The sequence below is a fragment of the Acinetobacter sp. YH12120 genome (genome assembly GCF_013418795.1).
Classification (GTDB): domain Bacteria; phylum Pseudomonadota; class Gammaproteobacteria; order Pseudomonadales; family Moraxellaceae; genus Acinetobacter; species Acinetobacter towneri.
This window is the reverse complement of record NZ_VPBI01000005.1, coordinates 122,872-147,269: the sequence shown is the minus strand read 5'-3', so window position 1 is coordinate 147,269 and position 24,398 is coordinate 122,872. Positions and strand designations below refer to the sequence as shown.

Genomic DNA, 24,398 nt, shown 5'->3' with positions numbered 1-24,398 from the left:
TGAAAGACTGTGCTCATGTTAGCATGTCGGGGTAATTTATGAATATTTTTTAAATGTTAAGGCTTGATTCATGCGCATGACTTTACGCCAGTTGGCGGTTTTTGTAGCAGTTGCCCAAGAAGGGACAGTAACCAAAGCCAGTGATGCCGTTAAGCTCACCCAAAGTGCTGCAAGCATGGCCTTAGCAGATTTGGAAGATGGCTTAGGCGCTCCACTGTTTGACCGTTTGGGTAAGCGTCTACAACTAAATGATTTGGGTCGTTTTTTATTGCCACAAGCCTTAGAAATTTTGGGTCGTTGTGAAGCATTTGAGCAAGCCGCTAAAGGCGAGCTACAAAGTATTGATTTGCGTTTAGGTGCAACTCTTACCATTAGTGACTATTTGATGCCTGATTTAATGGCAGACTTTTTGCAAATTCAGCCGCAGGCGCATTTACAGTTACAAGTGGGCAATACCCGCCAAATGATTGAAGCTGTAAACCAATTTCAGCTAGATTTAGCACTGATTGAAGGTTCTTGTCACTTACCCCAACTCCAATGTATTCATTGGCGTGATGATGAACTTGCAGTGTGCTGTGCGCCAAGTCATCCTCTAGCGCAGTTAAACCGTGCTTTAAGCATTGCAGATTTTGAAGATGCCGAGTGGATTTTACGTGAAGAAGGTTCAGGTACCCGTGAAGTGTTTGACAATGCAATTTTAAAAGACCTGCCTGATGCCAATATTCGTTTAACTTTGGGTCATAACGAAGCGATTTTAAAAATTGTCGCAGGTGGGATTGGTATGTCGTGTATTTCACGATTGGCGATTGAACCTTTACTAGAAAAAGGTCAATTGGTGATTTTAGATACACCTTTCTGGCAACTGACGCGCCCGTTATTCATGTTGGTGCATCGTCAGAAATACCAAGGGCCTGGCTTAAAGGCATTTATGAAGTTTTGCGACGCGAAATAGTTTATAAAAGAGTACCGATGATGGTACTCTTTTTTTAGCGATTAAACTGACTCTCACACGGTATGCCGTCACCATCACCGTCCATTTTAGTATTTGGACAATTTCGTATAAAGAATAATGCTTCTTCGTAAGACGTCATTTGACTACAGTGCTCACGCCCATCACAAGTAAAGTTCTGTTCAACAACAGGAACTTCTACTACTTTTTGTACTGATAAAGCTTCAGGCTGACTATTTTGCCAAGCTTGGTACTTATTAAATACTGCATAAGCCAAGCCGAATATAATCAATATACCAATATAAGTAACAAAATTGGATGAGTTATTTTCAGACTTCTGCTGTCTTTTATGATTCTGCTTTGTCGTATGAATTGCCCTTGATTGAGGTGTATGCCTTTCGACTGCAACCTTAATATCTAGACGGACAATATTATCTGCTTTGAACTTGCCATTTTCTTCTACTTTACGAAATTTTAGATTTTCTCCCACTTTTAGTGGAATATTTTTATTGGGAAAATCTTTAATATGAAAAAATAAATCTTTAGGCTCTCCTTCTATTTGAATAAAACCAAAGCCTCGTTCTTCGTTATAAGTTTTTATTTTCCCTTCTAAAAACATAAATTACTCTTTTCACGTTAATTTTTGATTATTGTACAAAAAAAGAGGCGAAAATGCCTCTTTTCTGTGCATGAAAACATTTAAAACTAACGCTTTAAGTTTGATAACAATGCAGACGTAATCGACGTATTCGCAGCAACCGCTTTGGCTTTTTTTGCTTTTTTGGATTTATCTTCTACAGGTTCAATATTAATGGCTTTATAACGATCACCATTTTGAACCACATTAAATTTAACGCGATCATTGCGCTTTGGCTCGCCTTCAGCCGCAGGAAAATCCGAGATATGGAAAAACACTTCACCTTCAGGTGCGGCAATAAATCCATAGCCTTTTTCGGCATTATATTGTATGATTTTCCCTTGATATTGTTCAGATTTCATGGCTTAACCTTTTACGAGCTGCACTTTATATGAGTATATAAAAAAGAGGCAGTTAATGCCTCTTTTTCACCGACATTCGGCTTAATCTTTTTGCACTGAACCAAAAATTTTATCGCCTGCATCACCCAAGCCAGGCACAATATAACCATCTTGGTTTAAACCTTCATCTACCGATGCAGTAAAGATCACCACATCTGGATGCGCGGCTTCTACACGTTGAATGCCTTCTGGCGCTGCAACCAAAACCATCACACGAATGTCTTTACAACCACTGGCTTTGAGCAAATCAATCGCTGCCACTAAAGATGAACCTGTGGCAAGCATAGGGTCAATAATCATCGCAATACGGTTTTGTACATCTGGTACTAATTTTTTGTAGTACGTACGCGCTTCTAAAGTTTCTTCATCACGTTCCAAGCCAAGTACAGACACTTTGGCACTTGGAATCAAGTTTAAGAAACCATCTAACATGCCAATACCTGCACGTAAAATAGGCACAACCGTAATTTTTTTACCCGCAATACGGTCTACAGTGACTGCACCATTCCAACCCGCAATTTCGTGCTCGACCATAGGCAAATCTTTGGTCGCTTCATAAGTCAGCAACATGGTGACTTCTTGTGCCAATTCACGGAAGTTTTTGGTGCTGATATCAGCACGACGTAATAGCCCTAATTTATGACGAATAAGCGGATGTCGGATTTCATGAATAGCCACGGGAGAACACCTAAAAGGAAAGAAAAGCAAATATCATTTTATTATATGCTGTTTTTATTGTGTATATAAACCAAAAAGCCCTCAATTTATGAAGGCTTTTTGACTGAAAGTTAAACTTCTTTCAAATTATTGCTGTGACAGCATGAAATGGATTGGTGACAAAATTTCAGCTTCAAGTGCAATTTTGATAATTGGGTCTGGATAAACACCAATCACCAATACCGCTAAAGCTGCAGCCAATACCATAATACCGCCCACTTTTTGACCCCAATGATCAACAGCGTCCATTTTTGGTTCATCTGGCGGTGTCATATACATCACCACCATAACGCGCAAGTAGTAGTACAAACCAATACCTGAACCTACGATGATCATCGCAGCTAAGAACCAGTGCTGAGTCGTTACCGCAGCCATCACCACCAAGAACTTACCAATGAAGCCTGCAGTTAATGGAATACCTGCAAGAGAAAGCATCATCACGGTTAATACAGCAGTCAATACTGGACGACGCCAGAACAAACCACGGTAGTCAGCCAAACTTTCAGCTTCTGCTACGTTGTTGTATGGGCTAGACATTAATGCCACTGCACCAAACGCGCCAATAGTCGTCAAGACATAGGTAATCACATAAACGCTGACATTACCCAAGCTTGCATAAGTCATGCTGATCAAACCAATCAACAAATAACCAAAGTGTGCAATTGATGAGTAAGCCAAAATACGTTTCAAGTTCACTTGACGTACAGCAAGGAAGTTACCCACCAAAATTGAAAGCACGGCAATAATGGTCATGATAGTTACAATCGAGTCGATCAGGATTGCCCCTGAACCCAAAATGTAACGCACGAACAAACCAATGGTTGCTACTTTCGCTGCAGTCGCAAGGAAGGTTGCGATTGGTGCAGGCGCACCGTCATAAACGTCTGGTGTCCATTTGTGGAATGGCGCCAAAGACAGTTTAAATGCCACAGCAAAGACAATTAAGCCTAAACCTAAAATTACCAAAGGTTGCTGGATGTTTTGCATTAATGCTTGAACAGAGTCATAGAACGACAATGAACCTGTGTACGCATAAATGTACGCCATACCCATAAGCAACATTGCTGATGCAGTTGCAGACAATACTAAGTACTTCACACCCGCTTCTAAAGATTTAGAACGCTGGTGGGTATATGCCAATAAGCCATAAACAGGAATTGACATTAACTCAAGGCTAATGAAGAACGATGCATAGTGCGAACTTGACACCATCAACATAGCACCCGCTACAGAACATAACATCAAGATGTAAAGTTCTTCGCGGTTGTCTTTATAGGTCTCAATATAAGCATGAGACAAAGTAGAACATGCCAATGCTGCGATCAGAATCACCAGTTGATATAACAAGGTGAACGGATCAATCATAAACATGCCCATCACGCTGGCAGGAGCAAAATTCCCGCCAAACATCATGAGTAAAAGGTAAGCAGCAGCGAGGTTCAAGCCCACCACTGATGCTGTAGCAATTAAGTTATGGTTACGCTTAATTGCAGTAAGGATCATCACGATAATCGCAGTTAAAGCCACGATCATCACAGGAGCTAAAGGCATAAGCTCAGAAAATGACATTGTGAAGTTCATGGCTTATTGGATCTCCACATTTTCGAGTTGAGCTGTTACTTCTTGCGTAACTTCAACTACTTCTTGAACTGGGATGTAGCTATTTGCTAACCACGCCATACTTGAATTTGAAATATCAAGGAAGGTTTGTGGATACAGACCAAGCCATACTAGACCCAGCGCACAAATTGAAAGAATCACAACTTCACGTGCATTTAAATCTTTTAACGGATTTGCATAGTGCTGTTTTTGCTCTTCATTTGGTACACCAAACAAAGCTTTGTGAATCAGGATTAAACCGTAAACACCTGCAAAAACTAAGCTGATTGCCGCAATAATTGTGAAGGCTGGGAACTGTTCAAATGAACCCATTAAAATCAGGAATTCACCAATAAAGTTACCTAAACCAGGAATACCAACTAACGCTGCCACAAAGAACATCAGGAAGAATGAAAGGTATTGGAATTGACCACGAATACCGCCCATTAAACGCATGTCACGTGTGTGTACGCGCTCATAAATTTGACCACACATAATGAACAGAGCTGCAGATGACAAGCCATGTGCCAACATCATGATCATTAAGCCTTGGTAAGTCAGAATATTACCTGCATAAATTGCAAGTAATACGAAGCCCATGTGCGAAATAGAGGTATAAGCAAGTAAACGCTTCATATCGGTTTGCTGGAAAGCACACCACGCACCGTAGAACACCCCAATTAAACCCAAAATAATGGCAATGTCAGCAAACTGAGCAGAAGCCGCTGGGAAGAATGGAATCACGAAACGTAGTAAACCGTATGCTGCAGTTTTAATCAAAATACCTGCAAGGTCGACAGAACCCGCTGTAGGCGCTTGTGCGTGTGCATCTGGTAACCAACCGTGTAATGGGAAAACTGGAAGTTTTACCGCAAAACCGATGAATAAACAGATCATGAGAGCATAAGCGACTGCTGGTAATTGTGCGTCAAGGGTATTCGCTACAGCCAATAAATAGTTGTAGTTGAATGAAATAGTACCTGACATCATGTATCCATAGATCACTAGACCTAAGATACCAATCAACATGATTAAACCAGCAACTTGCGTGTAGATAAAGAATTTGGTTGCAGCGTAAACACGTGAACGACCATTTGAACCTTTATGACCCCATAACGCAATCAGGAAGTAGATTGGTACAAGCATCATCTCCCAGAAGAAGAAGAACAGGAACAAGTCAATCGCAAGGAATACGCCAATTACCCCACCCAAAGACCATAAAAGGTTAAGGTGGAAGAAACCGACGTTCTTTTGAATCTCACCAAATGAACAGCCTACCGCTAAAATACCCAGTAATGCAGTTAAACCCACCATGAGTAAAGATAAGCCATCCACCGCTAAGTGAATGTTGATGCCTAGGGTTTGAATCCAAGGCAGCATAAATTCAGCCGACCAAGTTGGAACTTGAGCGCCTAATTCATAGTTATAGCTAGCACCTTGCCACAATGCGACAGTTAAGCCCAAAGTAACGAGCATGCCCACTAAAGCAATGTAACGCGGTAATTTATCGTCGAGTTTATCGACCAACCAGCAAATAAAACCTGCAATGAACGGAACAAGGATCAGCGCGGGTAGAATTAAATTGTTTGGAGTATCCATCTTATTTCCCCACGACCTGAATCACGATCAAGATCATTAGTAAGACCACCACACCAAGTGCCATACTCGATGCGTACTCACGTAATGAACCAGTTTGACGTGAACTTGTGAAGCTATGACCACCTTTCACCAGTGCAGGCAGTACTAACCACATACCATCCACTGGATCACGACCTAATAGTTTGGCAATCAGCAAGTATGGTTTTACAAATACGATGTCATACAACGCATCGAAACCAAGTGCATTACGGCAAATGTTGGCAAGGCCTGCGCCCAATGAAGTTTGCGCAAAACCTTTTACAGCATTGTAAGCAAAGGCAAATAACACCACACCTACTGCTAAACCAGCCAAAGCCACACCAATTGCAACATACTCTGCACCATGTGCGCCTGCTTCTAATGCTTCAGGAATCACAAATGCTGGGATTTTTGCAGCATCAAGAATGCTCATCACTGGTGCTTTTAATACAATCGCTAAACCAGTTGAAAGTACTGCAAGCACTGCCAATGGGAACCAGTAAGTTGCGCCTTTGATCTCGTGATACGGTGTGTTTTCTTTACCAAAGAATACAACCCAAATTAAGCGGAATGTATAAATTGACGTTAAGAATGCACCTGCTACACCCACCCAATATAAGGTGTTATATAGCGGAATACCTGCGATATGACTTTGCGTCCAAACTGCTGCCAAAATAGCGTCTTTTGAGAAGAAACCAATGGTCAAGAATGGAATCGCTGCCAATGCACCGCCACCAATTGCGAAACATGCAAATAGGAATTTGTTCTTGTAGAACAAGCCACCCATTTTGAAAATGTTTTGTTCGTGATGGTAAGCCAAAATCACCGCACCAGAAGACAAGAATAATAATGCCTTGAAGAATGCGTGAGTTAACATGTGGAATAGACCCGCTTGGTATGCTTCTGCACCAACTGCCATAAACATATAACCCAGCTGACTCATAGTTGAGTAAGCCAAAATACGTTTGATGTCGGTTTGAACCAATGCTGCAAAACCAGCAACTAGCAAGGTCACAGCACCTGTAATTGAAATGAATAACATCACTTCAGGTGCAAGTTCAAATACGCTGAACATACGGCAGCATAAGTAAACACCCGCAGTTACCATGGTTGCAGCGTGGATTAATGCAGATACAGGTGTAGGACCTGCCATCGCATCGGCTAACCAAGTTTGCAACGGAATTTGTGCAGATTTACCCGCAGCACCCAAGAACAACATTAACGCTGTCCAAATGGTGATCGACGAGCTTTGAGTCATTACATTGGCTGCATTTTCTACGATGTATTGTGTGTTCAACGTACCAAATTGTTGATACAACAAGAACAACGCGATCAGTAGGAAAACGTCACCCACACGTGTTACGGTAAATGCTTTGATTGCTGCAAAACCGTTTGCAGGGTTTTGGTAGTAATAACCAATCAGCAAGTAAGAGCACAAACCTACACCTTCCCAACCTAGGAACAATAACGCCAAGTTATCGCCAAGTACCAACAACAACATGCTCGCAACGAACAAGTTGAAGTAAGAGAAGAAACGTGCAAAGTCTTCTTCACCACGCATATACCATGATGCAAAGATGTGAATTAAGAAACCCACGCCTGTAATCATGCCCAGCATGAGCAAAGATAAACCGTCTAAGTGCAAGCTAAACGCAGGTGCAAAACCACCCACATTGAACCAAGTCCATAAATGTTGAGTCGTTGCAACCGAACCGTTGTTCACAAAGTCCATGCCTGCAATTAGCGCAAATAATGCAGACAGACCCACTGAACCTACGCCAATAATCGCAGCAACTTTTTCAGGTAAGTTGTTACGCCCTGCCGCTAAAAGGATAAAACCAATGAGCGGAAACAATACTGTTAGATATAAATAACTCATCCGCGCATCTCACTAGCAGCATCCACATCCAAATGATGGAAGCGATGATAGAACTGAAGGACGATCGCAAGACCGATACACGCCTCTGCCGCAGCAAGTGTCAAGATCAGGATAAACATGATCTGACCATCTGGTTGTACCCATGCACTACCAGCCAAGACAAACGCCAATGCCGCAGCGTTCATCATGATTTCAAGGCCCATTAAAATAAATAGTAGGTTGCGTCGCACCATCACACCGTAAAAACCGAGTGCAAAAAGAATGGTCGCGACAATCAAACCATGTTCTAAAGGGATGTTGCCCATTATTCTTTTTCCTCTTCTGCACTTGGTTCACGTTTACCGATGTGGAAGCCTGCAACCAAAGCTGCAAGTAATAACATTGCGGCAACTTCAACCAACAATAAGTACTGAGTAAAGAGTGCTTGACCCACTGCTTTTGGACCAACCATTTCGGTGCCCATAAGCGCGCTTGGTGCAGTGTAGTCTGAGCTTAATGACCACACTAAAACCAAACCAATTAGGAAGCTCATCAAAGCTGGGTATGCCCAAGTTGATGAAGTCAACCATTTACGCTCTTGCTCAACAGTTTGCTGACCAAGGTTGAGCATCATCACCACGAATACGAACAAGACCATGATCGCACCCGCATAAACAATGATTTCCAAGGCACCAGCAAATGGTGCACCCACGATCATGAACATGCCTGCAACCGCAAGTAATGACACGATCAAGCTTAATAAAGCATGTACTGGGTTCGCGTTAGTCACTACACGAACCGTAGAAACAATGGCCACGAGTGCCATCAAGTAAAACGGCCACATCATGGTAATAGACTCCGTACATCAATAGGTGCGCTTTCACGTTGCGCTTGACCTTTGTCTTTACCTGTAACAGCCATACCCGTTACACGGTAGAAGTTGTAGTCAGGATATTTACCAGGACCTGAAATGAGTAAGTGTTCTTTCTCATACACCAAGTCTTGACGCACATATTCACCTAACTCGAAGTCAGGTGTTAACTGAATTGCAGTCGTTGGGCATGCTTCTTCACACATACCGCAGAAAATACAGCGTGAGAAGTTGATACGGAAAAACTCTGGGTACCAACGACCATCTTCCTGTTCTGCTTTTTGCAGTGAAATACAACCTACTGGACAAGCAACTGCACAAAGGTTACATGCTACACAACGCTCTTCGCCATCTGGATCGCGTGTTAACACAATACGACCACGGAAGCGTGGAGGTACAATTTCTTCGGCTGGTACTTCCGGATACAAAATGGTGTCACGTTTACGTGTCACGTGCGAGAAAACCATCCACAGTGAACGTACAATTGACCCAAACCCAGCTAGAAACTTAAACATATTGTTCTCCCTGCTGTCTTAGGCCGAATGATTCATAAGAATCACAGCACCAGTTACCAAAAGGTTAACAAGCGCCAATGGCAAGCAAATTTTCCAACCAAAGTTCATCACTTGGTCATAACGCGGACGCATTAAAGAACCACGAGCCAAGACAAACATCATCACAAAGAATGCTGTTTTGATAATGAACCAGAAAGCTGCTGGAATGAATGGAATTTCAAGGTTAAACGGCGCTAGCCATCCACCGAAGAATAGAGTCACGATAAGCGCAGAGATCAGTACCACGTTGACATATTCTGCAACGAAGAACATCCCCCACTTCATACCGCCATATTCGACGTGATAACCTTCAGCCAATTCTTGTTCTGCTTCTGGTTGGTCAAATGGGTGACGGTGAGTTACCGCAACACCTGCAACCACGAAAATCAAGAAACCTAAGAATTGTGGAATCACAAACCAAACATCACGTTGCGCTTCAACAATTTCACGCATGTTGAATGAGCCTGCAATTGCAACCACACCCATGAGTGAAATACCCAAGAACACTTCATAAGAAATGGTTTGCGCGGCTGAACGTAAACCACCAAGCAAGGCGTATTTGTTATTTGATGACCAACCACCGAATAACACCGCATACACTGCGATACCTGCCATTGCCATAAAGAACAACAGGCCAATGCTCATGTCTGCCACACCTAAATAAGGTGATACAGGAATAACCATGAACGACAGTACCGCAGTTGCCATTGCAACTGCTGGTGCCATACGGAACGTAAGTTTGTCGGCAAATTTTGGTGTCCAGTCTTCTTTGAACATGATTTTCAGCATGTCGGCAACAATCTGGAACATACCGCCAGGACCTACACGGTTCGGACCATAACGGTCTTGCCATAAGCCCAGTAAACGACGCTCAATAAAAGACATGAGTGCAGCAATCAATACCACAACCAGTAAGATGACAATCGCTTGAATGACTGAATAGGCAATTGGCCAGTTCTCAGCCCACAGCGGCGTCTGACGGATTAATTCTTGTTGCATGAATTACACTCCTACCGCGACTGAAACAGGCTCTGCAAGAGATACCGTTGGTGCAAGACCAATTGGGTAGCCAATATAACCTGTAGGTAAATATTCAATCACTTGTACTGGCAACACGATAGATGTTTCGCCTGCTTGTACAGTAATTGTTTGACCATCTTGTAGATTCAAACGCTGCGCATCCTGCGTACCTACAGCAAATACTGCTTCAGGAATACGTGATTCCATTGCAGGAGTTTTCACCGTAAATTCCCCCGATGCAAAAATGTGATGCATTGGAATTAAACGGAAGCTGTCTGGATTTGCAAGTACTGGTGCAGGTGCAACATAGCTACGTGCAGGACGTTTCGCCAAACGGTCGAATAAACGAATACCTGCGTCACCACCTTTTAAGTGACCACCCACGTTGTCTTGGAATTTGTTCCAAGCTTGTGGCGAGTTCCAACCTGCAGACCAAGCAAATGGTACAAGTGCCGCTGGCGTTTGATTACCCACATAACCTTCCATAGAGAATGTTAATGCTGAATCTACATCGACAGGTTGTTTTGGTTCGTGAATGGATAACGGTGCACGCATAGCGGTACGACCTGAGTAACGACGTGGTTCACGCGCAACTTTTAAGCCATGTACACGGAAACCTGCATCTGGTGCAACATCTTGAATTGCTTCAAGTGCTGGAACATTCTTCACTACAGATTCAATCACGTCATCTAAAACAGTCCAAGCAATTGCTTTGCCTTTTAAGCCTGTTTCAAGTGCGTGTAACCAGCGCCAAGATTCTTTAATCGCCAATTCAGGTTTGTAGTAGCTTGGGTCATAAACTTGGAAGAAGCGTTGTGCACGACCTTCCTGACTCACCACCGTACCATCACCTTCCGCGAAGCTTGCTGCAGAAAGTACGATATTGGCTTTTTGCACAGTTGCGGTTTCAGCATGATCTAGCACGATGACATCTTGTGCTTTCGCTAAAGCTGCATCGACTTGTACTGCAGGTAAACGACGATATAAGTCATTTTCAACCACAATCACAGCATCGTAATCTTGCGCAAATGCTTGCTCTAAGCTTTGACCACCAAAAATAGCCAAGCCCATTGAGTTCACTTCTGGCACAGTTAAGCTTAAACCTGCGTTTTCACCCAAGTTTTGTGCCACTTGTGCAGCCGCTTCCATAATGGCAGCGTCTAGTAAGCTTGTACCTGAAATCACCAATGGTTTTTTCGCAGCTTTTAACGTGTCAGCAATGGTTTGTGCAAATGCTTTCGCATCGTCATCTAAACCTGTGATCACGTCACCTGCAACCGCAGCAGCAATGGCAAAACCTAAACGTGCGATATCATTTGGAGAAGCAACCACTTCACCTGTTGCGACATCAGCTAAACGAGTTTGCGTTGCAGCCAAAATGTAAATTGGTGATTTTGCATCTTGCGCAATACGTTGCACAGGTTCAGCCAACCAATCTGGCGTACGACGCTCTGCCGCCATTTCTTTGGCTTTGTTTTTCGCCGCTTGACGAACAGACAACGCCATACGTGGTGCAGTTTGGGTTAAATCTTCACCCAAAATTAACACAGCATCGTAGTCTTCAATTTCACGCATACCCGGGTTGTAAATCCCTTCGGTTTGCATGATTGAAGCTGCAAGTTCAACCAAGTTTTGCTCTTTTTGCGATAAACCTGTTGAGTAGTTGTCTTGACCCACCAACTCACGCAAAGCAAAGTTTGATTCAAGCGATGCACGCGGTGAACCAATACCCAAAACTTTTTTGCCTTGAACTTTGGCAATAATCGTATCAAGTGCAGCATCTACAGAAACGGTTTCTACGCTCGCACCGTTACGGAACTGAGGCTGACGTGGACGATCTTCACGGTTCACATAACCTGTACCGAATCGACCTTTATCGCATAGGAAGTATTGGTTGACTTCACCGTTAAAGCGGTTTTCTACACGACGCAATTCGCCATAACGCTCACCCGGAGAGATGTTACAACCTGAAGAACAGCCTTGGCATACGCTAGGCGCATACTGCATGTCCCACTTACGGTTATAACGCGCAGAGTGAGTTTTGTCGGTGAATACACCTGTTGGACAGACTTCAGTCAAGTTACCTGAGAATTCAGATTCCAAAGTACCCGATTCAGGACGACCAAAGTAAACACGTGATGCGTTGGCATAGACACCAAAGTCTGTACCGCCTGCATAGTCTTTGTAGTAACGCACGCAACGATAACACGCGATACAACGGTTCATTTCATGCGCGATGAACGAACCAAGCTCTTGGTTATAGTGAGTACGTTTAGTAAAGCGGTAACGACGACGATCGTGCTGTGTCATTACAGTCATATCTTGTAAATGACAGTGACCACCTTCTTCACAGACTGGACAGTCGTGTGGGTGGTTGGTCATCAAGAACTCTACAATTGAAGCACGGAACTCAGTTGCTTCCTTGTCTTCAATCGAGATATAGGTATTGTCAGCAGCAGGTGTCATACATGACATCACCAAGCGACCACGAGTATCTTCAGGGTTCGCATATTGGGTCACGGCACATTGACGGCAAGAACCGACAGAACCTAAGGATGGATGCCAACAAAAGTACGGAATGTCGATCCCAAGGCTCAAACATGCTTGCAGCAAGTTTTCCGAGCCATTGACTTCGTACGATTTTCCATCGACATGAATTGTAGCCATAGTCGAATTCCTTAAGCTTGTTCTACGTTGCTAGCTTGAGCAGCAGGACGGCTATTTGCCACTTTTGCTTCAAACTCGCCACGGAAATATTTGAGTGCGCCCATTAATGGCTCCATCGCACCTGGTGCGTGAGCACAGAAGGTCTTACCAATCCACAATTTTTTGGTGAGTTCTTGAAGATGTTGAATGTCTTCTTCTTTCCCTTCGCCATTTTCAATTGCTTTGAGTGCTTTTACAGCCCACGGTAAACCATCACGACATGGGGTACAGAAACCACATGATTCGCGCGCAAAGAATTCTTCTAAGTTACGGGTTGCAGAAACCATACACTGGGTTTCATCGACCACCATAAGCAAACACGTGCCTAAACGTGAACCTGCCTTCATGATGCTTTCTGCATCCATAGGCAAGTCAATGTGTTCTGCTGCCAAGAAGTCGGTAGATGCACCACCCGGTAACCATGCTTTTAGCTTCAAGCCATCACGCATGCCACCCGCATAGTCTTCAATTACTTCACGTGCAGTCGTACCAAATGGAAGCTCCCATAGACCTGGGAATTTCACCTTACCAGAAGCACCGTAAATTTTTGTGCCAGGGTCTTTCGATTTACCTGCAGATAAACCGATATACCACTCTGCACCACGCAACATGATTGCAGGTAAGTTGTTATAGGTTTCTACGTTGTTGACAATCGTTGGACGACCCCATGCCCCTGCAACTTGCGGGAATGGTGGTTTAGTACGTGGGTTAGCACGGCGACCTTCAAGCGAGTTAATCAATGCGGTTTCTTCACCACAGATATAACGACCTGCGCCTGTATGCACGTATAGCTCAAAGCCCCAGTTGGTACCTAAAATGTTTTCGCCCAAATAACCTTTGGCACGAATTTGCTCAATCGCTTCATTTAAGTACTGTGCAGCTTCGATGTATTCGCCACGAATAAAGATATAGCCGTGGGTAGCTTCAAGCGTGTACGCAGCAATCAGCATACCTTCAATCAGTTGGTGTGGAAGTTTTTCCATCAACAAACGGTCTTTGAAAGTACCCGGTTCCATCTCATCGGCATTACAAATCAGGTAACGTGGACCTGAATTGTCGTTTGGCGCCATCAGTGACCATTTGATCCCTGCTGGGAAGCCTGCACCACCACGACCTTTTACTGTCGCAGCTTTAATGACTTCAAGCACATCTTTAGGCGGCATAGAAATCGCTTTCTTAAAGCCTGCATAACCTTCTAGTGCTTCGTAATCATCTGCATTACGCACGTGCTCTTGCTTGCTTAAACGCCAAGTTAATGGATGCGTTTCTGGGTTACCGTCACCATAAATTGGTCTTGGTTCGGTATTCATACATACTTCTCCAATAACTGTTGCACCGATGTCACCTCAACTAAACCGTGAGTATCTTCATCAATCATCAAGGTTGGACCCTTATCGCAATTTCCTAAACAGCAAATTGGCAATAACGTGAAACGACCATCTGCAGTCGTTTGACCAAACTGAATGCCTAATTCACGCTGGAATGCTTCTGCCAGTGTTTCTGCACCCATCAAAAAGCATGCAATCGAGTCACACAATAAAATCACGTGACGACCTACAGGCTGGCGATAAATACGGTTATAGAATGTTGCGACACCTTCTAAATCAGCAACGCTGATGGTTAGAAGCTGTGCAATCGCATTGAGCTGCGCATCATCTACCCAGCCATTACGGCGCTGTACACACTTCAAGGCATCTAAAGATGCTGCACGTGGGTACGGATAATGACCAATGTGATGTTCAATTTCATGGATTTCTTCCGCAGTCAAAATCCCTTCAACATTCACACGTGGCTTTTTATCAGTCAAAATCATCATAATGCGTTTACCCCTTAGCGATCCACGTCTGCCATTACGACGTCAATGGTCGCTAAATAAATGATTAAGTCAGATACCAGACTGCCGTTAATCACAGAAGGCATTTGCTGTAAATGCGTGAAAGTTGGTGTACGAATACGGGTACGGTAACTCATCGTTGACTTATCTGAAGTCAAGTAGTAATTCGATGCACCTTTCACCACTTCTGCCATTACAGATGCTTCACCAGCAGGCATTACAGGACCCCAAGACACGCTTAAGAAGTGCGTAATCAGGGTTTCAATATCTTGTAATGTCTTGTCTTTTGGTGGTGGAACAGCCAATGGATGGTCTGCTTTATATGGACCAGATGGCATGTTATCTAGACATTGTTTGATGATTTTCAATGACTCTTCGATTTCACGGAAGTGAACCAGTACACGAGCGTAAGCATCGCCTTCGTACTCTACAGGTACTTCGAAGTCATAGTTTTCATAACCACTGTATGGACGGTATTTACGCACGTCAAAGTCGATACCTGTTGCACGTAAACCAGTACCTGTCACACCCCAAGCCAAGGCAGATTTCGCATCATACTGCGCTACACCTTGCGTACGACCCATGAATACCGAGTTGCGTAATGCCGCAGTGTAGTATTCGTTCATACGTTTTGGCATCCACTCTAAGATTTCACGAATCAGGTGTTGCCAGTTGTTTGGTAAGTCGTGTGCGGTACCACCGATACGGAACCATGCTGGATGCATACGGTAACCCGTAATAGCTTCAATCGCATCGTAGATTTTTTGACGGTCTGCGAACATATAGAATACAGGGGTCATACCGCCCGCATCCTGAATTGCAGTACCAATGAACAATAAGTGGTTATTGATACGGAACAATTCCGACATCATGACACGGATACATTGTGCGCGGTCTGGCACAGTAATGCCTGCCAGTTGTTCCACACCCATGACATACGGCATGTTTTGCGCACAACCACCCAAGTAGTCCACACGGTCTGTATAAGGAATGAATGAATGCCAAGTTTGACGCTCAGCCATCTTTTCCACACCACGGTGGTGATAGCCGATATCTGGCACACAGTCTTTCACTTCTTCACCATCCAACTGCAAAATTACACGGAACGCACCGTGCGCAGATGGGTGGTTAGGACCCAAGTTCAGGAACATGAAGTCTTCGTCTTTATTACCGCGCTTTAAGCCCCAATCTTCAGGCACAAAGCGAAGGTGTTCTTGCTCGAAGTCTTGTTTGGCTTGGTTCTGCATATACGGTGTATATTCCGTTGCACGTGCAGAATACTCTTTGCGTAACGGATGACCTTCCCAATATGTTGGCAACAAGATACGACGAAGCATTGGATGCCCTTCGAAGTTGATACCAAACATATCGTAAGCTTCACGCTCGTACCAGTTGGCATTTGGCCAAATGTTGGTTGCTGTTGGAATATTGAGATCACTCTCATTCAACGCAACTTTAATACGAATGTCCGTGTTACGCTCTAGCGATAACAAGTGATAGAACACAGTAAAGTCAGACGCAGGTAGACCATCGCGGTGAGTACGCAAACGCTCATCTACCGCAGACAAGTCGAACAACATCACGTATGGACGTGACACTGTACGCAAGAACATTAAAACTTCTTGTACACGTGCGCGCTCAACCCAGACTGTTGGAAAATCTTCAAAAGTCGTTTGCACATAGAAGTTCTCACCAAATTTGGTTTTGAGCTCTTCTACAATTGCAAATGCTGGGCGTGAATCAACTGCTGTTGATTCTGGCATAGCAATGTCAGTTTCAGCCATTGGCTTGGCTTCCTATTTAATACAAATTCAGTCAACCTAAACGACAACTACACCCGTCGGGTGCATCAATATTTGTACGTTTAAATTATTTAATTTCATCCATAGAGCGTAAGTTTTTCACCGCAATACGCTGCGCATTCTTACGGTCACGTTCTGGCATCATCTTCGGCTTATATACTGGCTTAAGATCATCACCAATCACCGCAGACAACGGACGACGCTCTAATTGAATTTGGTCTTGTAATAACATCAATGCTTGGATTAATGCTTCAGGACGTGGTGGGCAACCCGGAATGTACACATCCACAGGAATGATTTTATCCACACCTTGCACAACTGAATAAATGTCGTACATACCACCTGAGTTTGCACATGCGCCCATTGAGATTACCCACTTAGGCTCAAGCATTTGCTCGTACAAACGTTGAATTACAGGTGCCATTTTCACAAAACACGTACCTGCAACAATCATCAAGTCTGCCTGACGCGGTGAAGCACGAATAACTTCTGCACCAAAACGTGACAAGTCATGCACACCTGTTAAGGTAGTTGCATACTCTACGTAGCAGCACGATGTACCAAAGTTAAACGGCCAAACTGAGTTCTTACGTCCCCAGTTTACTGCTGTATGTGCCAAGTCCTCTAAACGAGTCATGAACACATTTTTATTCACTTCTTCTTCAAGCGGATCGGTTACGATCTGACGCTCTTGAAGTGGATATTGATCAGCATCGGGATTCGCACGGGTTAAGGTATATTTCATCCCGAGTTACTCCTTGTCAGATGAGGTAGTCGCAGATTTTTTTACACGACCAGAGGATTGAGCTGGAATTTGACCGGTAGGGTCCGTTACCAATTCTTCAATTGAGTTAAAGCGTGTGATTTCTGCAAGATCCATATTTGGCGAACCAATTTTAGGTTTAATCCCTGCTGCTTTACGCTTATCAGATGGAGCCCAGTTCAGCGCACCAGTTGATAATTCATAAATTAAGCCAACGAGTAAAACTAAAATAAATACAGCAGCCGTTGCAAAGCCCACCCAACCTACTTCACGAACAGAAGCTGCCCATGCGTATAGATAAAGTGCTTCTAAGTCGAAAACAACGAAGAAAATTGCAACCAAATAGAACTTTGCAGATAAGCGGATACGTGCTCCACCAGCACCTACAACACCCGACTCAAACTGCTCTTGCTTCGCACGCCCCCATGATTTACCCCCAAGGAGTAAAGGAACGGTCAGCATAAAGACGCATAAAAATGTAACGCCGATCACGAAGGCAATAATTGCCCATTCGTATGGAGTAATGGCACTCATGCGGGGATAACTCCTGGCAGGCCTATTTATTAACAAAGAATGTATGTATTGGCCTTCAAATACACCAAACACAAAATTAATCACGCCAATTGTACCTGATTTATGATTTCACTTGCTAGTTCATAAGTCTTAGTCTTTCGGATGATTTTTTATTCAAATACTTGATATTTTAGAATTCCACTACTCCGTAGGGCTCTTAATCGCTTTAACAAATAGATAAGTCAGTTGTGATTATTTTTTCCAAAACACCAATTGAGCGGTTCGTTGCAAAGTTTTTAAATTTATAGAGAGATCATCGCAACTTCAGGTTTCAGCTTAGTTTAAGCCGCACAAAATTTTGTGTAGTTTTTGCAACTTAGACCCTGAGTTTCTTTAATTTTTCACCCAGAGTGTGCTATTCCTAGTAAGCATTAAAAATTTGAATAATAAGGAGTAAACACATGAGCTTAGACTATACCCACAAACCAAATTACTTTATGTTTGCGCAATTATTTATTCGTCATTTGCAAAATTATTTTGAAAAACATCCTGACGCACAAAATGCAATTTTTGACCTGCGTGATATTTACGAGTTATTTCGCCAAGACAAAGCATCTGCCACCATTAATTTAGACGGCATTATGAATATTGCAGATGAATACCGCCTTGAAACCTTACAAGGCGATCAAAAATTAATTAGCCGTTATGCGATTGATCCACAAAATAATTCTTTGTTGGTAGATTTTAACCGCGAGGCTTTAGACAGCTTAAAACAAGGCAAAGCAATTTTACCACCTGATGCAACGCTACAAGAATAAAGCCGTATAGAATCTGCATTAAAGTGTGTTGCTTAAAACAGCCAACACTTTCATAAAGCACAAAAAAGCGAGCATCTGCTCGCTTTTGAGTATTGAGAGCCACAAGCCCTCCATCTAGAATAATTTAGCTTTTACGTGACAATAAAAACTCGGAAATTTGCTGTAACTCTAAGACGGTATCAGTTTTAAAATATGCCAACGCAGCAAAGGCTTGATCGTGCAATTCTTGTGCATAAGCTTGTGCTTTTTCCAAGCCCATGAGTGCAGGATAGGTCGACTTTTCAACTTGTTCATCTTTCCCCGCAGTTTTACCTAACACTTCAGTATCCGAAATAATATCTAAAATATCGTCTTGTACCTGAAAGGCTAAACCAATTGCCTGCGCATATTCACGCAATTGCGGAATCGCTTTATCTCGTCCATCAAACACGGTCACAGCTGCCATCATCACCGCTGCAGAAATTAACGCCCCTGTTTTATTACGGTGGATATTTTCCAAAGTCGCCTGATCTACCTGTTTACCTTCAGACTGCAAGTCTAAAACCTGACCACAGACCATTTTTGAAGAAGCGGTGGCTAAAATTTGCATCTGTTTGAGCACAATGCCTTGATCTACTGCAACAGCCTGATCAAACAAACGACTGCCTAAAATTTCAAATGCCATCGACTGTAAAATGTCGCCTGCCAACAATGCTGTATCTTCACCATACGCTGCATGGCACGTCGGTTGCCCACGACGCAACAAGTCATTGTCCATACACGGCAAGTCATCATGTGCCAATGAATAGCAATGAATCAGCTCAATCGCAACTGCAGCACGGCGTACCGCAGCAGAGTTTTGATTCGGTCTTAATGCTGCGGTGGCATAACACAAGGCAGGGCGAACACGTTTTCCACCCAACATGACGGCATGATGCACGGCAGACTTTAACGGTTCTGGCAATGCAAAAGCCTCTAAAGCGGTAAGCAAGTCTTGCTGAATACGTTGTTGGGCTGCGGTTAATGCATGCGCCTGTAAATCGTGAAGTGATGACACATTCGCCTCGAGTGGTTGGTTCATGTCTAATAAGCAGTAAGCTGCCTGTGTTGCAGCATTGTACCTGTAATTCAAAGTTTTTTAAGCCTTAACTGAACTGATATAACATTTCAGCCATAAGAAAGCCCCTATCGAGATAGAGGCTATATGTAGTTAATTAGGGTCTGTTGACACTTCATCTATGTTTGCGACAACGCATATTTTTTAGCTGATATAAGGCATGGGACAGGAAATTTAGTCATTCTAAATGACTGGCACATAACGCAATAGCAGCAAAAAATATGCTTGTCCTGAAAGGCTGTGGCTAAAACTTTCTCAGATTGCGTTATGAAACTTGGCAATAGACCCACTATTCCCTGCGTTTCATGCCTGATCTGCTCAGTTTTAGCCTACAGCGCAAGCCATTTATGAAATGTCAACAAACCCCAAATCTGTTCGAAGCAAAACTTATTCTAATGTTTCCGCAGGTACACGCACCCAACCTTCCATTAATACACGTGCACTACGGCTCATCACAGCTTTTTTGACTTGCCATTGTCCATTTTCCTGCACGGCTTGCGCACCCACACGAAGCGTACCTGATGGATGTCCAAAGCGCACTGCTTCACGCTCTCCCCCGCCCGCAGCCAAGTTGACCAATGTTCCCGGAATGGCTGCAGCTGTACCAATCGCGACTGCTGCTGTACCCATCATGGCATGGTGTAATTTACCCATCGACAATGCACGTACCAATAAATCGGTATCTTCAGCCTGAATTTGTTTACCACTTGAAGATACATAACTTTTTGGCGCAGAAACAAAGGCAATTTTTGGCGTATGTTGGCGTTTTTCAGCTTCAGCAATTTCCTGAATCAAACCCATTTGTTTAGCACCATAAGCGCGAATGGTTTCAAAACGTGCCAAAGCTTGTGCATCACCATTGATTGCATCTTGCAGTTCTGTGCCTGTATAACCAATTTCTTCTGCATTTAGGAAAATTGTTGGAATACCCGCATTAATAAAGGTCGCTTGGAATGTTCCAATATCTGGCACATGCAAAGTGTCCACCACATTTCCAGTTGGGAACATCGCCCCACCTTCTTCGCCATCATCGGCAGGGTCTAAGAATTCAATTTGTACTTCTGCGGCAGGAAAAGTCACGCCATCCAACTCAAAATCACCCGTTTCCTGCACCTGACCATGCGTCATTGGAACATGCGCAATAATGGTTTTTTCAATATTTTTCTGCCAAATACGTACGGTACAAATGCCGTTTTGTGGAATTTTACTGGCATCAACCAAGCCATTGCTGATCGCAAATGCACCGACTGCAGCTGTTAAGTTACCGCAGTTGCCACTCCAATCGACAAATGGCTGATCAATCGAAACTTGCCCAAACAAATAATCGACATCGTGATCGGGTTGAGTGCTTTTGGCTAAAATTACGGTTTTACTGGTACTTGAGCTTGCACCGCCCATTCCATCAATTTGCTTGGCATAAGGGTCTGGACTGCCAATCACACGCAATAAAATTTGATCTCGAATTTTGCCTGGCAGCTGGGCTGCTGCAGGTAAATCATCAAGTTTAAAAAATACACCTTTACTGGTACCGCCACGCATATATGTTGCTGGAATTTTAACTTGTGGTGCAAAACGCATGAATTTTATTCCCTTGTTTTTTGATTGTTATGGCCATATAAAAAGACCCTTTTGCATCATAACGGTTTTTATTCAAAAGGTATCGCGGTCTTGACTTAAGTATAAAAAAACAACATTTGGTAAATTTTACCCTAACCAGTCATCTTGATTTATAAGGCAAAAATAAAATTAATATATTGATTCACTTATCTTTTATACAAATAAAAACCATAAAATATTTTAATATTTATCATAAATTTATTTCATTATTGTCTAGCTACTAGGCTAATGAAATTTGATCTATTACAATCTTGTCACTTTTTCCTTGTCGGGCTGAATACTTTGAACAACGAGTCTTCACAACTTCAGCGTGGCTTAAAGAACCGCCATATTCAATTGATTGCCATGGGTGGCGCAATTGGTACAGGCTTATTCTTAGGTTCCGCGCAGGTCATCCAATCTGCTGGCCCTTCTATTATTTTGGGTTACGCCATTGGTGGTCTTATTGCATTTTTAATTATGCGCCAATTGGGGGAAATGATTGTTCATGAGCCCGTTGCAGGATCATTCAGTCACTTTGCCTATAAATATGCAGGTAAATTCCCTGGCTTTTTAGCAGGTTGGAACTACTGGATTTTGTATATTTTGGTGGCAATGGCAGAACTCACCGCAGTTGCCAAATATATTAACTACTGGTGGCCGCATATTCCTGCTTGGACTTCGGCATTGTTCTTTTTCATTGTGATTACCATTATTAACTTGGGCAATGTAAAGTTCTATGGTGAGTCAGAATTCTGGCTAGCAATCATTAAAGTCGCTGCTGTGGTTTCGATGATTGTGTTTGGTTTATATCTCTTACTTTCTGCAGATGCCAATTCAACCGCATCATTCAGCAACCTTTGGGCGCATGGGGGGTTCTTCCCGAATGGCTTTGAAGGTCTGTTCTTCATGCTTGCATTCCTCATGTTTGCCTTTGGCGGCATTGAGTTGATTGGTATGGCTGCCGCAGAAGCGCAAGATCCTGAAAAAACCATTCCTAAAGCCATTAACCAAGTGGTGTTCCGTATTCTAATTTTCTATATCGGTTCACTCACCATTCTATTGTCTTTAGTGCCTTGGAATCAGTTAGATTTAGGTGGTTTAGATAAAAGTCCATTCGTAATGATTTTTAGTCAAATGGGCATCGAATGGGCAGCGCACTTACTGAATTTCGTGATTTTGACTGCGGCACTTTCTGTGTATAACAGTGGGATGTATGCCAACAGCCGTATGCTGTTTGGTTTGGCCAAACAAGGTAACGCACCAAAAATTTTCCTAAAAGTGAATAAACAAGGTGTGCCAATTCCAGCAGTATTATTCTCTGCGGTATTAATTTTCGGCTGTGTATTGTTGAACTACTTTGTACCTGAAGAAGCTTTAAGCCACCTCATGTATATTGTTGTGGGTGCATTGGTTTTAAACTGGGCGATGATCAGTTTGACTCACCTTAAATTTACCAGCACACTGAAAAAATTAGCGATTCCAACTAAGTTCCCTGCGCTATGGTCACCATTTAGCAACTATTTGGTTTTAGCGTTTATTGCAGTGGTACTTTATATTATGTGGACACAAGGCTTTAAAGAATCAGTCATTATGATTCCTGTATGGGTGGTCTTGATGTACATTTTATTTAGAGTGCTTAATGCGAAAAAACCTTAATTTGCATAGTACGCATAGTACAGATTTCTAAAAATTAAAAAGTTATTGCTTCGGCAGTAACTTTTTGCTTTTAAGCCCCCCCCTTTTAATAGCCCATAAATAAAGTGCTGCACTTAAAATAATTTAAATTCCAACCTATTGTTTTCAGTTGATATTTCAACTTTTTGTAGCAAAAACTACATCATTTACATTCTAAATGATAAAAGGACTCTACATGAGAAGAGTTCTTAGTTATCATTTGAGCACAAAATTTGTCGTGTGAATAAACTATGAATGCGTACGCTGCTCAACCTGCCAATGTCTTGACGATCCAACAGCTCAGTAAAAAGTTTGGTTCGCGTTTTGCAGTGCAACAAGCAACATGGTCAGCGATGAGTGGACAAATTGTGTGTTTATTAGGTCATTCAGGCTGCGGCAAAACCACAATGCTACGTCTGATTGCAGGCTTGGAAACACCAAGCAGCGGCACAATCCAACTGGAACAAAATACCTTGTGGAGTGAGCAAGCACAGATTCCTGCGGAAGCACGCAATATTGGTTTAGTGTTTCAGGATTATGCACTTTTCCCACATTTAAGTGTGTTAGACAATGTTATGTTTGGCTTAAAGAAATTTCCCAAAGCGCAGCGGGAAACCATTGCCAAACAAGCTTTAGCGCATGTTTCCATGTTGCATCATCAAGACAGCTATCCATATACACTTTCGGGCGGCGAACAACAACGCGTTGCCTTAGCACGTGCCTTAGCACCAGAACCGCAAGTTTTGTTGATGGATGAACCTTTTTCAAATTTGGATCATCGTCTGCGTGATCAAATTCGTCAAAATACCATTCAACTCCTCAAACAAACTGCAACGACTACGGTTATCGTGACACATGACCCAGAAGAAGCATTGCAAATTGCCGATCAAATTATTTTGATGCATCAAGGGCAAATTATTCAAATTGGTTCACCGAAACAACTTTATTTACAGCCTAAAACGTTATTTGCTGCACGCTATTTTTCCGCATTGAATGAAATCCCAGCGCAAATCGATCACCAAGAAATTCATACCGTATTTGGCAAGATTGATTTGCCAGAACATACCACCGCTCAAGATTCACTGGTCTGCTGCTTCCGTCCGCATCACTTGCGTGTCAGCCAAACACCAAGTGAAAATGCGTTGCCCGCAAGCGTTGTGTCATCAAGTTTTATGGGACATGCGCAACAACTGCGTCTAAAACTACGCGATCACGATCTCACTCTTTTGGCGCAAGTCAGTCATCTTCAAGATATTCAGCCCGCTGAACAAGTCTATGTTTCTGTCAATTTAAACAGCTGTTATTTCTTGGCGTCTGATGAACAATCACCCACTGCTTCATCTTCTACTCAAGCTGCTGTTCAGGTTTAA

General features: G+C 43.0%; 22 protein-coding genes. 4 read left to right on the top strand and 18 right to left on the bottom strand.

What is annotated here, in order from left to right; all coding sequences use genetic code 11:
* Nucleotides 1–70 precede the first annotated feature (70 nt).
* On the top strand, nt 71–952 hold the full coding sequence (gene gigC, locus FTU58_RS05670) for a LysR family transcriptional regulator GigC (protein ID WP_004975482.1): 882 nt from the start codon (nt 71–73) through the stop codon (nt 950–952).
* A gap of 34 nt (nt 953–986) precedes the next feature.
* On the opposite strand, the gene FTU58_RS05665 is transcribed toward gigC, so the two are convergent.
* The 16 genes from FTU58_RS05665 to ndhC all read right to left on the bottom strand — a co-directional run bounded on the left by FTU58_RS05665 (nt 987) and on the right by ndhC (nt 17,862).
* On the bottom strand, nt 987–1,568 hold the full coding sequence (locus tag FTU58_RS05665) for a cold shock domain-containing protein (RefSeq protein ID WP_096901807.1): 582 nt from the start codon (nt 1,566–1,568) through the stop codon (nt 987–989).
* A gap of 86 nt (nt 1,569–1,654) precedes the next feature.
* Nucleotides 1,655–1,948, bottom strand: a complete 294-nt coding sequence (locus FTU58_RS05660; protein ID WP_180062191.1) for a cold-shock protein — start codon at nt 1,946–1,948, stop codon at nt 1,655–1,657.
* Between the two features lie 81 nt (nt 1,949–2,029).
* On the bottom strand, nt 2,030–2,665 hold the full coding sequence (upp, locus tag FTU58_RS05655) for a uracil phosphoribosyltransferase (RefSeq protein ID WP_004975475.1): 636 nt from the start codon (nt 2,663–2,665) through the stop codon (nt 2,030–2,032).
* Nucleotides 2,666–2,791: 126 nt separating this feature from the next.
* Nucleotides 2,792–4,285, bottom strand: a complete 1,494-nt coding sequence (gene nuoN / locus FTU58_RS05650; RefSeq protein ID WP_179989664.1) for an NADH-quinone oxidoreductase subunit NuoN — start codon at nt 4,283–4,285, stop codon at nt 2,792–2,794.
* A gap of 3 nt (nt 4,286–4,288) precedes the next feature.
* A complete protein-coding gene (gene nuoM, locus FTU58_RS05645) occupies nt 4,289–5,902 on the bottom strand; it encodes an NADH-quinone oxidoreductase subunit M (protein ID WP_180062190.1) in 1,614 nt (537 codons plus the stop codon).
* 1 nt (nt 5,903) lies between these two features.
* Entirely contained in the window at nt 5,904–7,799 is a 1,896-nt protein-coding gene (nuoL, locus tag FTU58_RS05640; protein WP_131261529.1) for an NADH-quinone oxidoreductase subunit L, read from the bottom strand.
* The gene (gene nuoK, locus FTU58_RS05635) at nt 7,796–8,104 is read right to left on the bottom strand and encodes an NADH-quinone oxidoreductase subunit NuoK (protein WP_004975463.1); all 309 of its coding nucleotides are present in this window, start codon (nt 8,102–8,104) and stop codon (nt 7,796–7,798) included. Before nuoK ends, nuoL begins: the two co-directional genes overlap by 4 nt.
* Nucleotides 8,104–8,622, bottom strand: coding sequence for an NADH-quinone oxidoreductase subunit J (nuoJ, locus tag FTU58_RS05630; protein ID WP_171062597.1), 519 nt, complete (start codon nt 8,620–8,622; stop codon nt 8,104–8,106). The genes nuoK and nuoJ overlap by 1 nt, the downstream gene beginning before the upstream one ends.
* Nucleotides 8,622–9,164, bottom strand: coding sequence for an NADH-quinone oxidoreductase subunit NuoI (gene nuoI, locus FTU58_RS05625; RefSeq protein WP_004975460.1), 543 nt, complete (start codon nt 9,162–9,164; stop codon nt 8,622–8,624). The genes nuoJ and nuoI overlap by 1 nt, the downstream gene beginning before the upstream one ends.
* Before the next feature lie 18 nt (nt 9,165–9,182).
* Nucleotides 9,183–10,202, bottom strand: coding sequence for an NADH-quinone oxidoreductase subunit NuoH (nuoH, locus tag FTU58_RS05620; RefSeq protein WP_004975457.1), 1,020 nt, complete (start codon nt 10,200–10,202; stop codon nt 9,183–9,185).
* Between the two features lie 3 nt (nt 10,203–10,205).
* Nucleotides 10,206–12,890 carry an NADH-quinone oxidoreductase subunit NuoG gene (gene nuoG, locus FTU58_RS05615; protein ID WP_131261530.1) on the bottom strand — a complete coding sequence of 895 codons (2,685 nt, stop codon included), beginning with the start codon at nt 12,888–12,890 and terminating at the stop codon, nt 10,206–10,208.
* Between the two features lie 11 nt (nt 12,891–12,901).
* The gene (nuoF, locus tag FTU58_RS05610; protein WP_004975453.1) at nt 12,902–14,239 is read right to left on the bottom strand and encodes an NADH-quinone oxidoreductase subunit NuoF; all 1,338 of its coding nucleotides are present in this window, start codon (nt 14,237–14,239) and stop codon (nt 12,902–12,904) included.
* Nucleotides 14,236–14,745, bottom strand: a complete 510-nt coding sequence (gene nuoE / locus FTU58_RS05605; RefSeq protein ID WP_004975451.1) for an NADH-quinone oxidoreductase subunit NuoE — start codon at nt 14,743–14,745, stop codon at nt 14,236–14,238. The genes nuoF and nuoE overlap by 4 nt, the downstream gene beginning before the upstream one ends.
* 14 nt (nt 14,746–14,759) lie before the next feature.
* The gene (gene nuoC, locus FTU58_RS05600; protein WP_004975450.1) at nt 14,760–16,547 is read right to left on the bottom strand and encodes an NADH-quinone oxidoreductase subunit C/D; all 1,788 of its coding nucleotides are present in this window, start codon (nt 16,545–16,547) and stop codon (nt 14,760–14,762) included.
* An 85-nt stretch (nt 16,548–16,632) separates the two neighbouring features.
* Complete coding sequence (locus FTU58_RS05595) at nt 16,633–17,310, bottom strand: NADH-quinone oxidoreductase subunit B family protein (RefSeq protein WP_004975447.1); 678 nt, start codon at nt 17,308–17,310, stop codon at nt 16,633–16,635.
* Nucleotides 17,311–17,316: 6 nt separating this feature from the next.
* Nucleotides 17,317–17,862: an NADH-quinone oxidoreductase subunit A gene (gene ndhC, locus FTU58_RS05590; RefSeq protein WP_004975445.1), complete on the bottom strand. Its 546-nt coding sequence runs from the start codon at nt 17,860–17,862 to the stop codon at nt 17,317–17,319.
* A 440-nt stretch (nt 17,863–18,302) separates the two neighbouring features.
* On the opposite strand from ndhC, the gene FTU58_RS05585 reads away from it, so the two are divergent.
* A complete protein-coding gene (locus tag FTU58_RS05585) occupies nt 18,303–18,659 on the top strand; it encodes a hypothetical protein (protein WP_096901797.1) in 357 nt (118 codons plus the stop codon).
* Nucleotides 18,660–18,783: 124 nt separating this feature from the next.
* Here the strand turns inward: FTU58_RS05585 and FTU58_RS05580 are convergent, their stop codons facing one another.
* Together FTU58_RS05580 and prpF are read right to left on the bottom strand one after the other, a co-directional pair.
* Nucleotides 18,784–19,719, bottom strand: a complete 936-nt coding sequence (locus tag FTU58_RS05580) for a polyprenyl synthetase family protein (RefSeq protein WP_178866902.1) — start codon at nt 19,717–19,719, stop codon at nt 18,784–18,786.
* 423 nt (nt 19,720–20,142) lie between these two features.
* Nucleotides 20,143–21,333, bottom strand: coding sequence for a 2-methylaconitate cis-trans isomerase PrpF (gene prpF, locus FTU58_RS05575; RefSeq protein WP_096901795.1), 1,191 nt, complete (start codon nt 21,331–21,333; stop codon nt 20,143–20,145).
* A gap of 321 nt (nt 21,334–21,654) precedes the next feature.
* Here prpF and FTU58_RS05570 point away from each other — a divergent pair, with 321 nt between their 5' ends.
* Entirely contained in the window at nt 21,655–23,010 is a 1,356-nt protein-coding gene (locus tag FTU58_RS05570; RefSeq protein ID WP_171287414.1) for an amino acid permease, read from the top strand.
* Nucleotides 23,011–23,279: 269 nt separating this feature from the next.
* Entirely contained in the window at nt 23,280–24,398 is a 1,119-nt protein-coding gene (locus FTU58_RS05565) for an ABC transporter ATP-binding protein (protein ID WP_180062189.1), read from the top strand.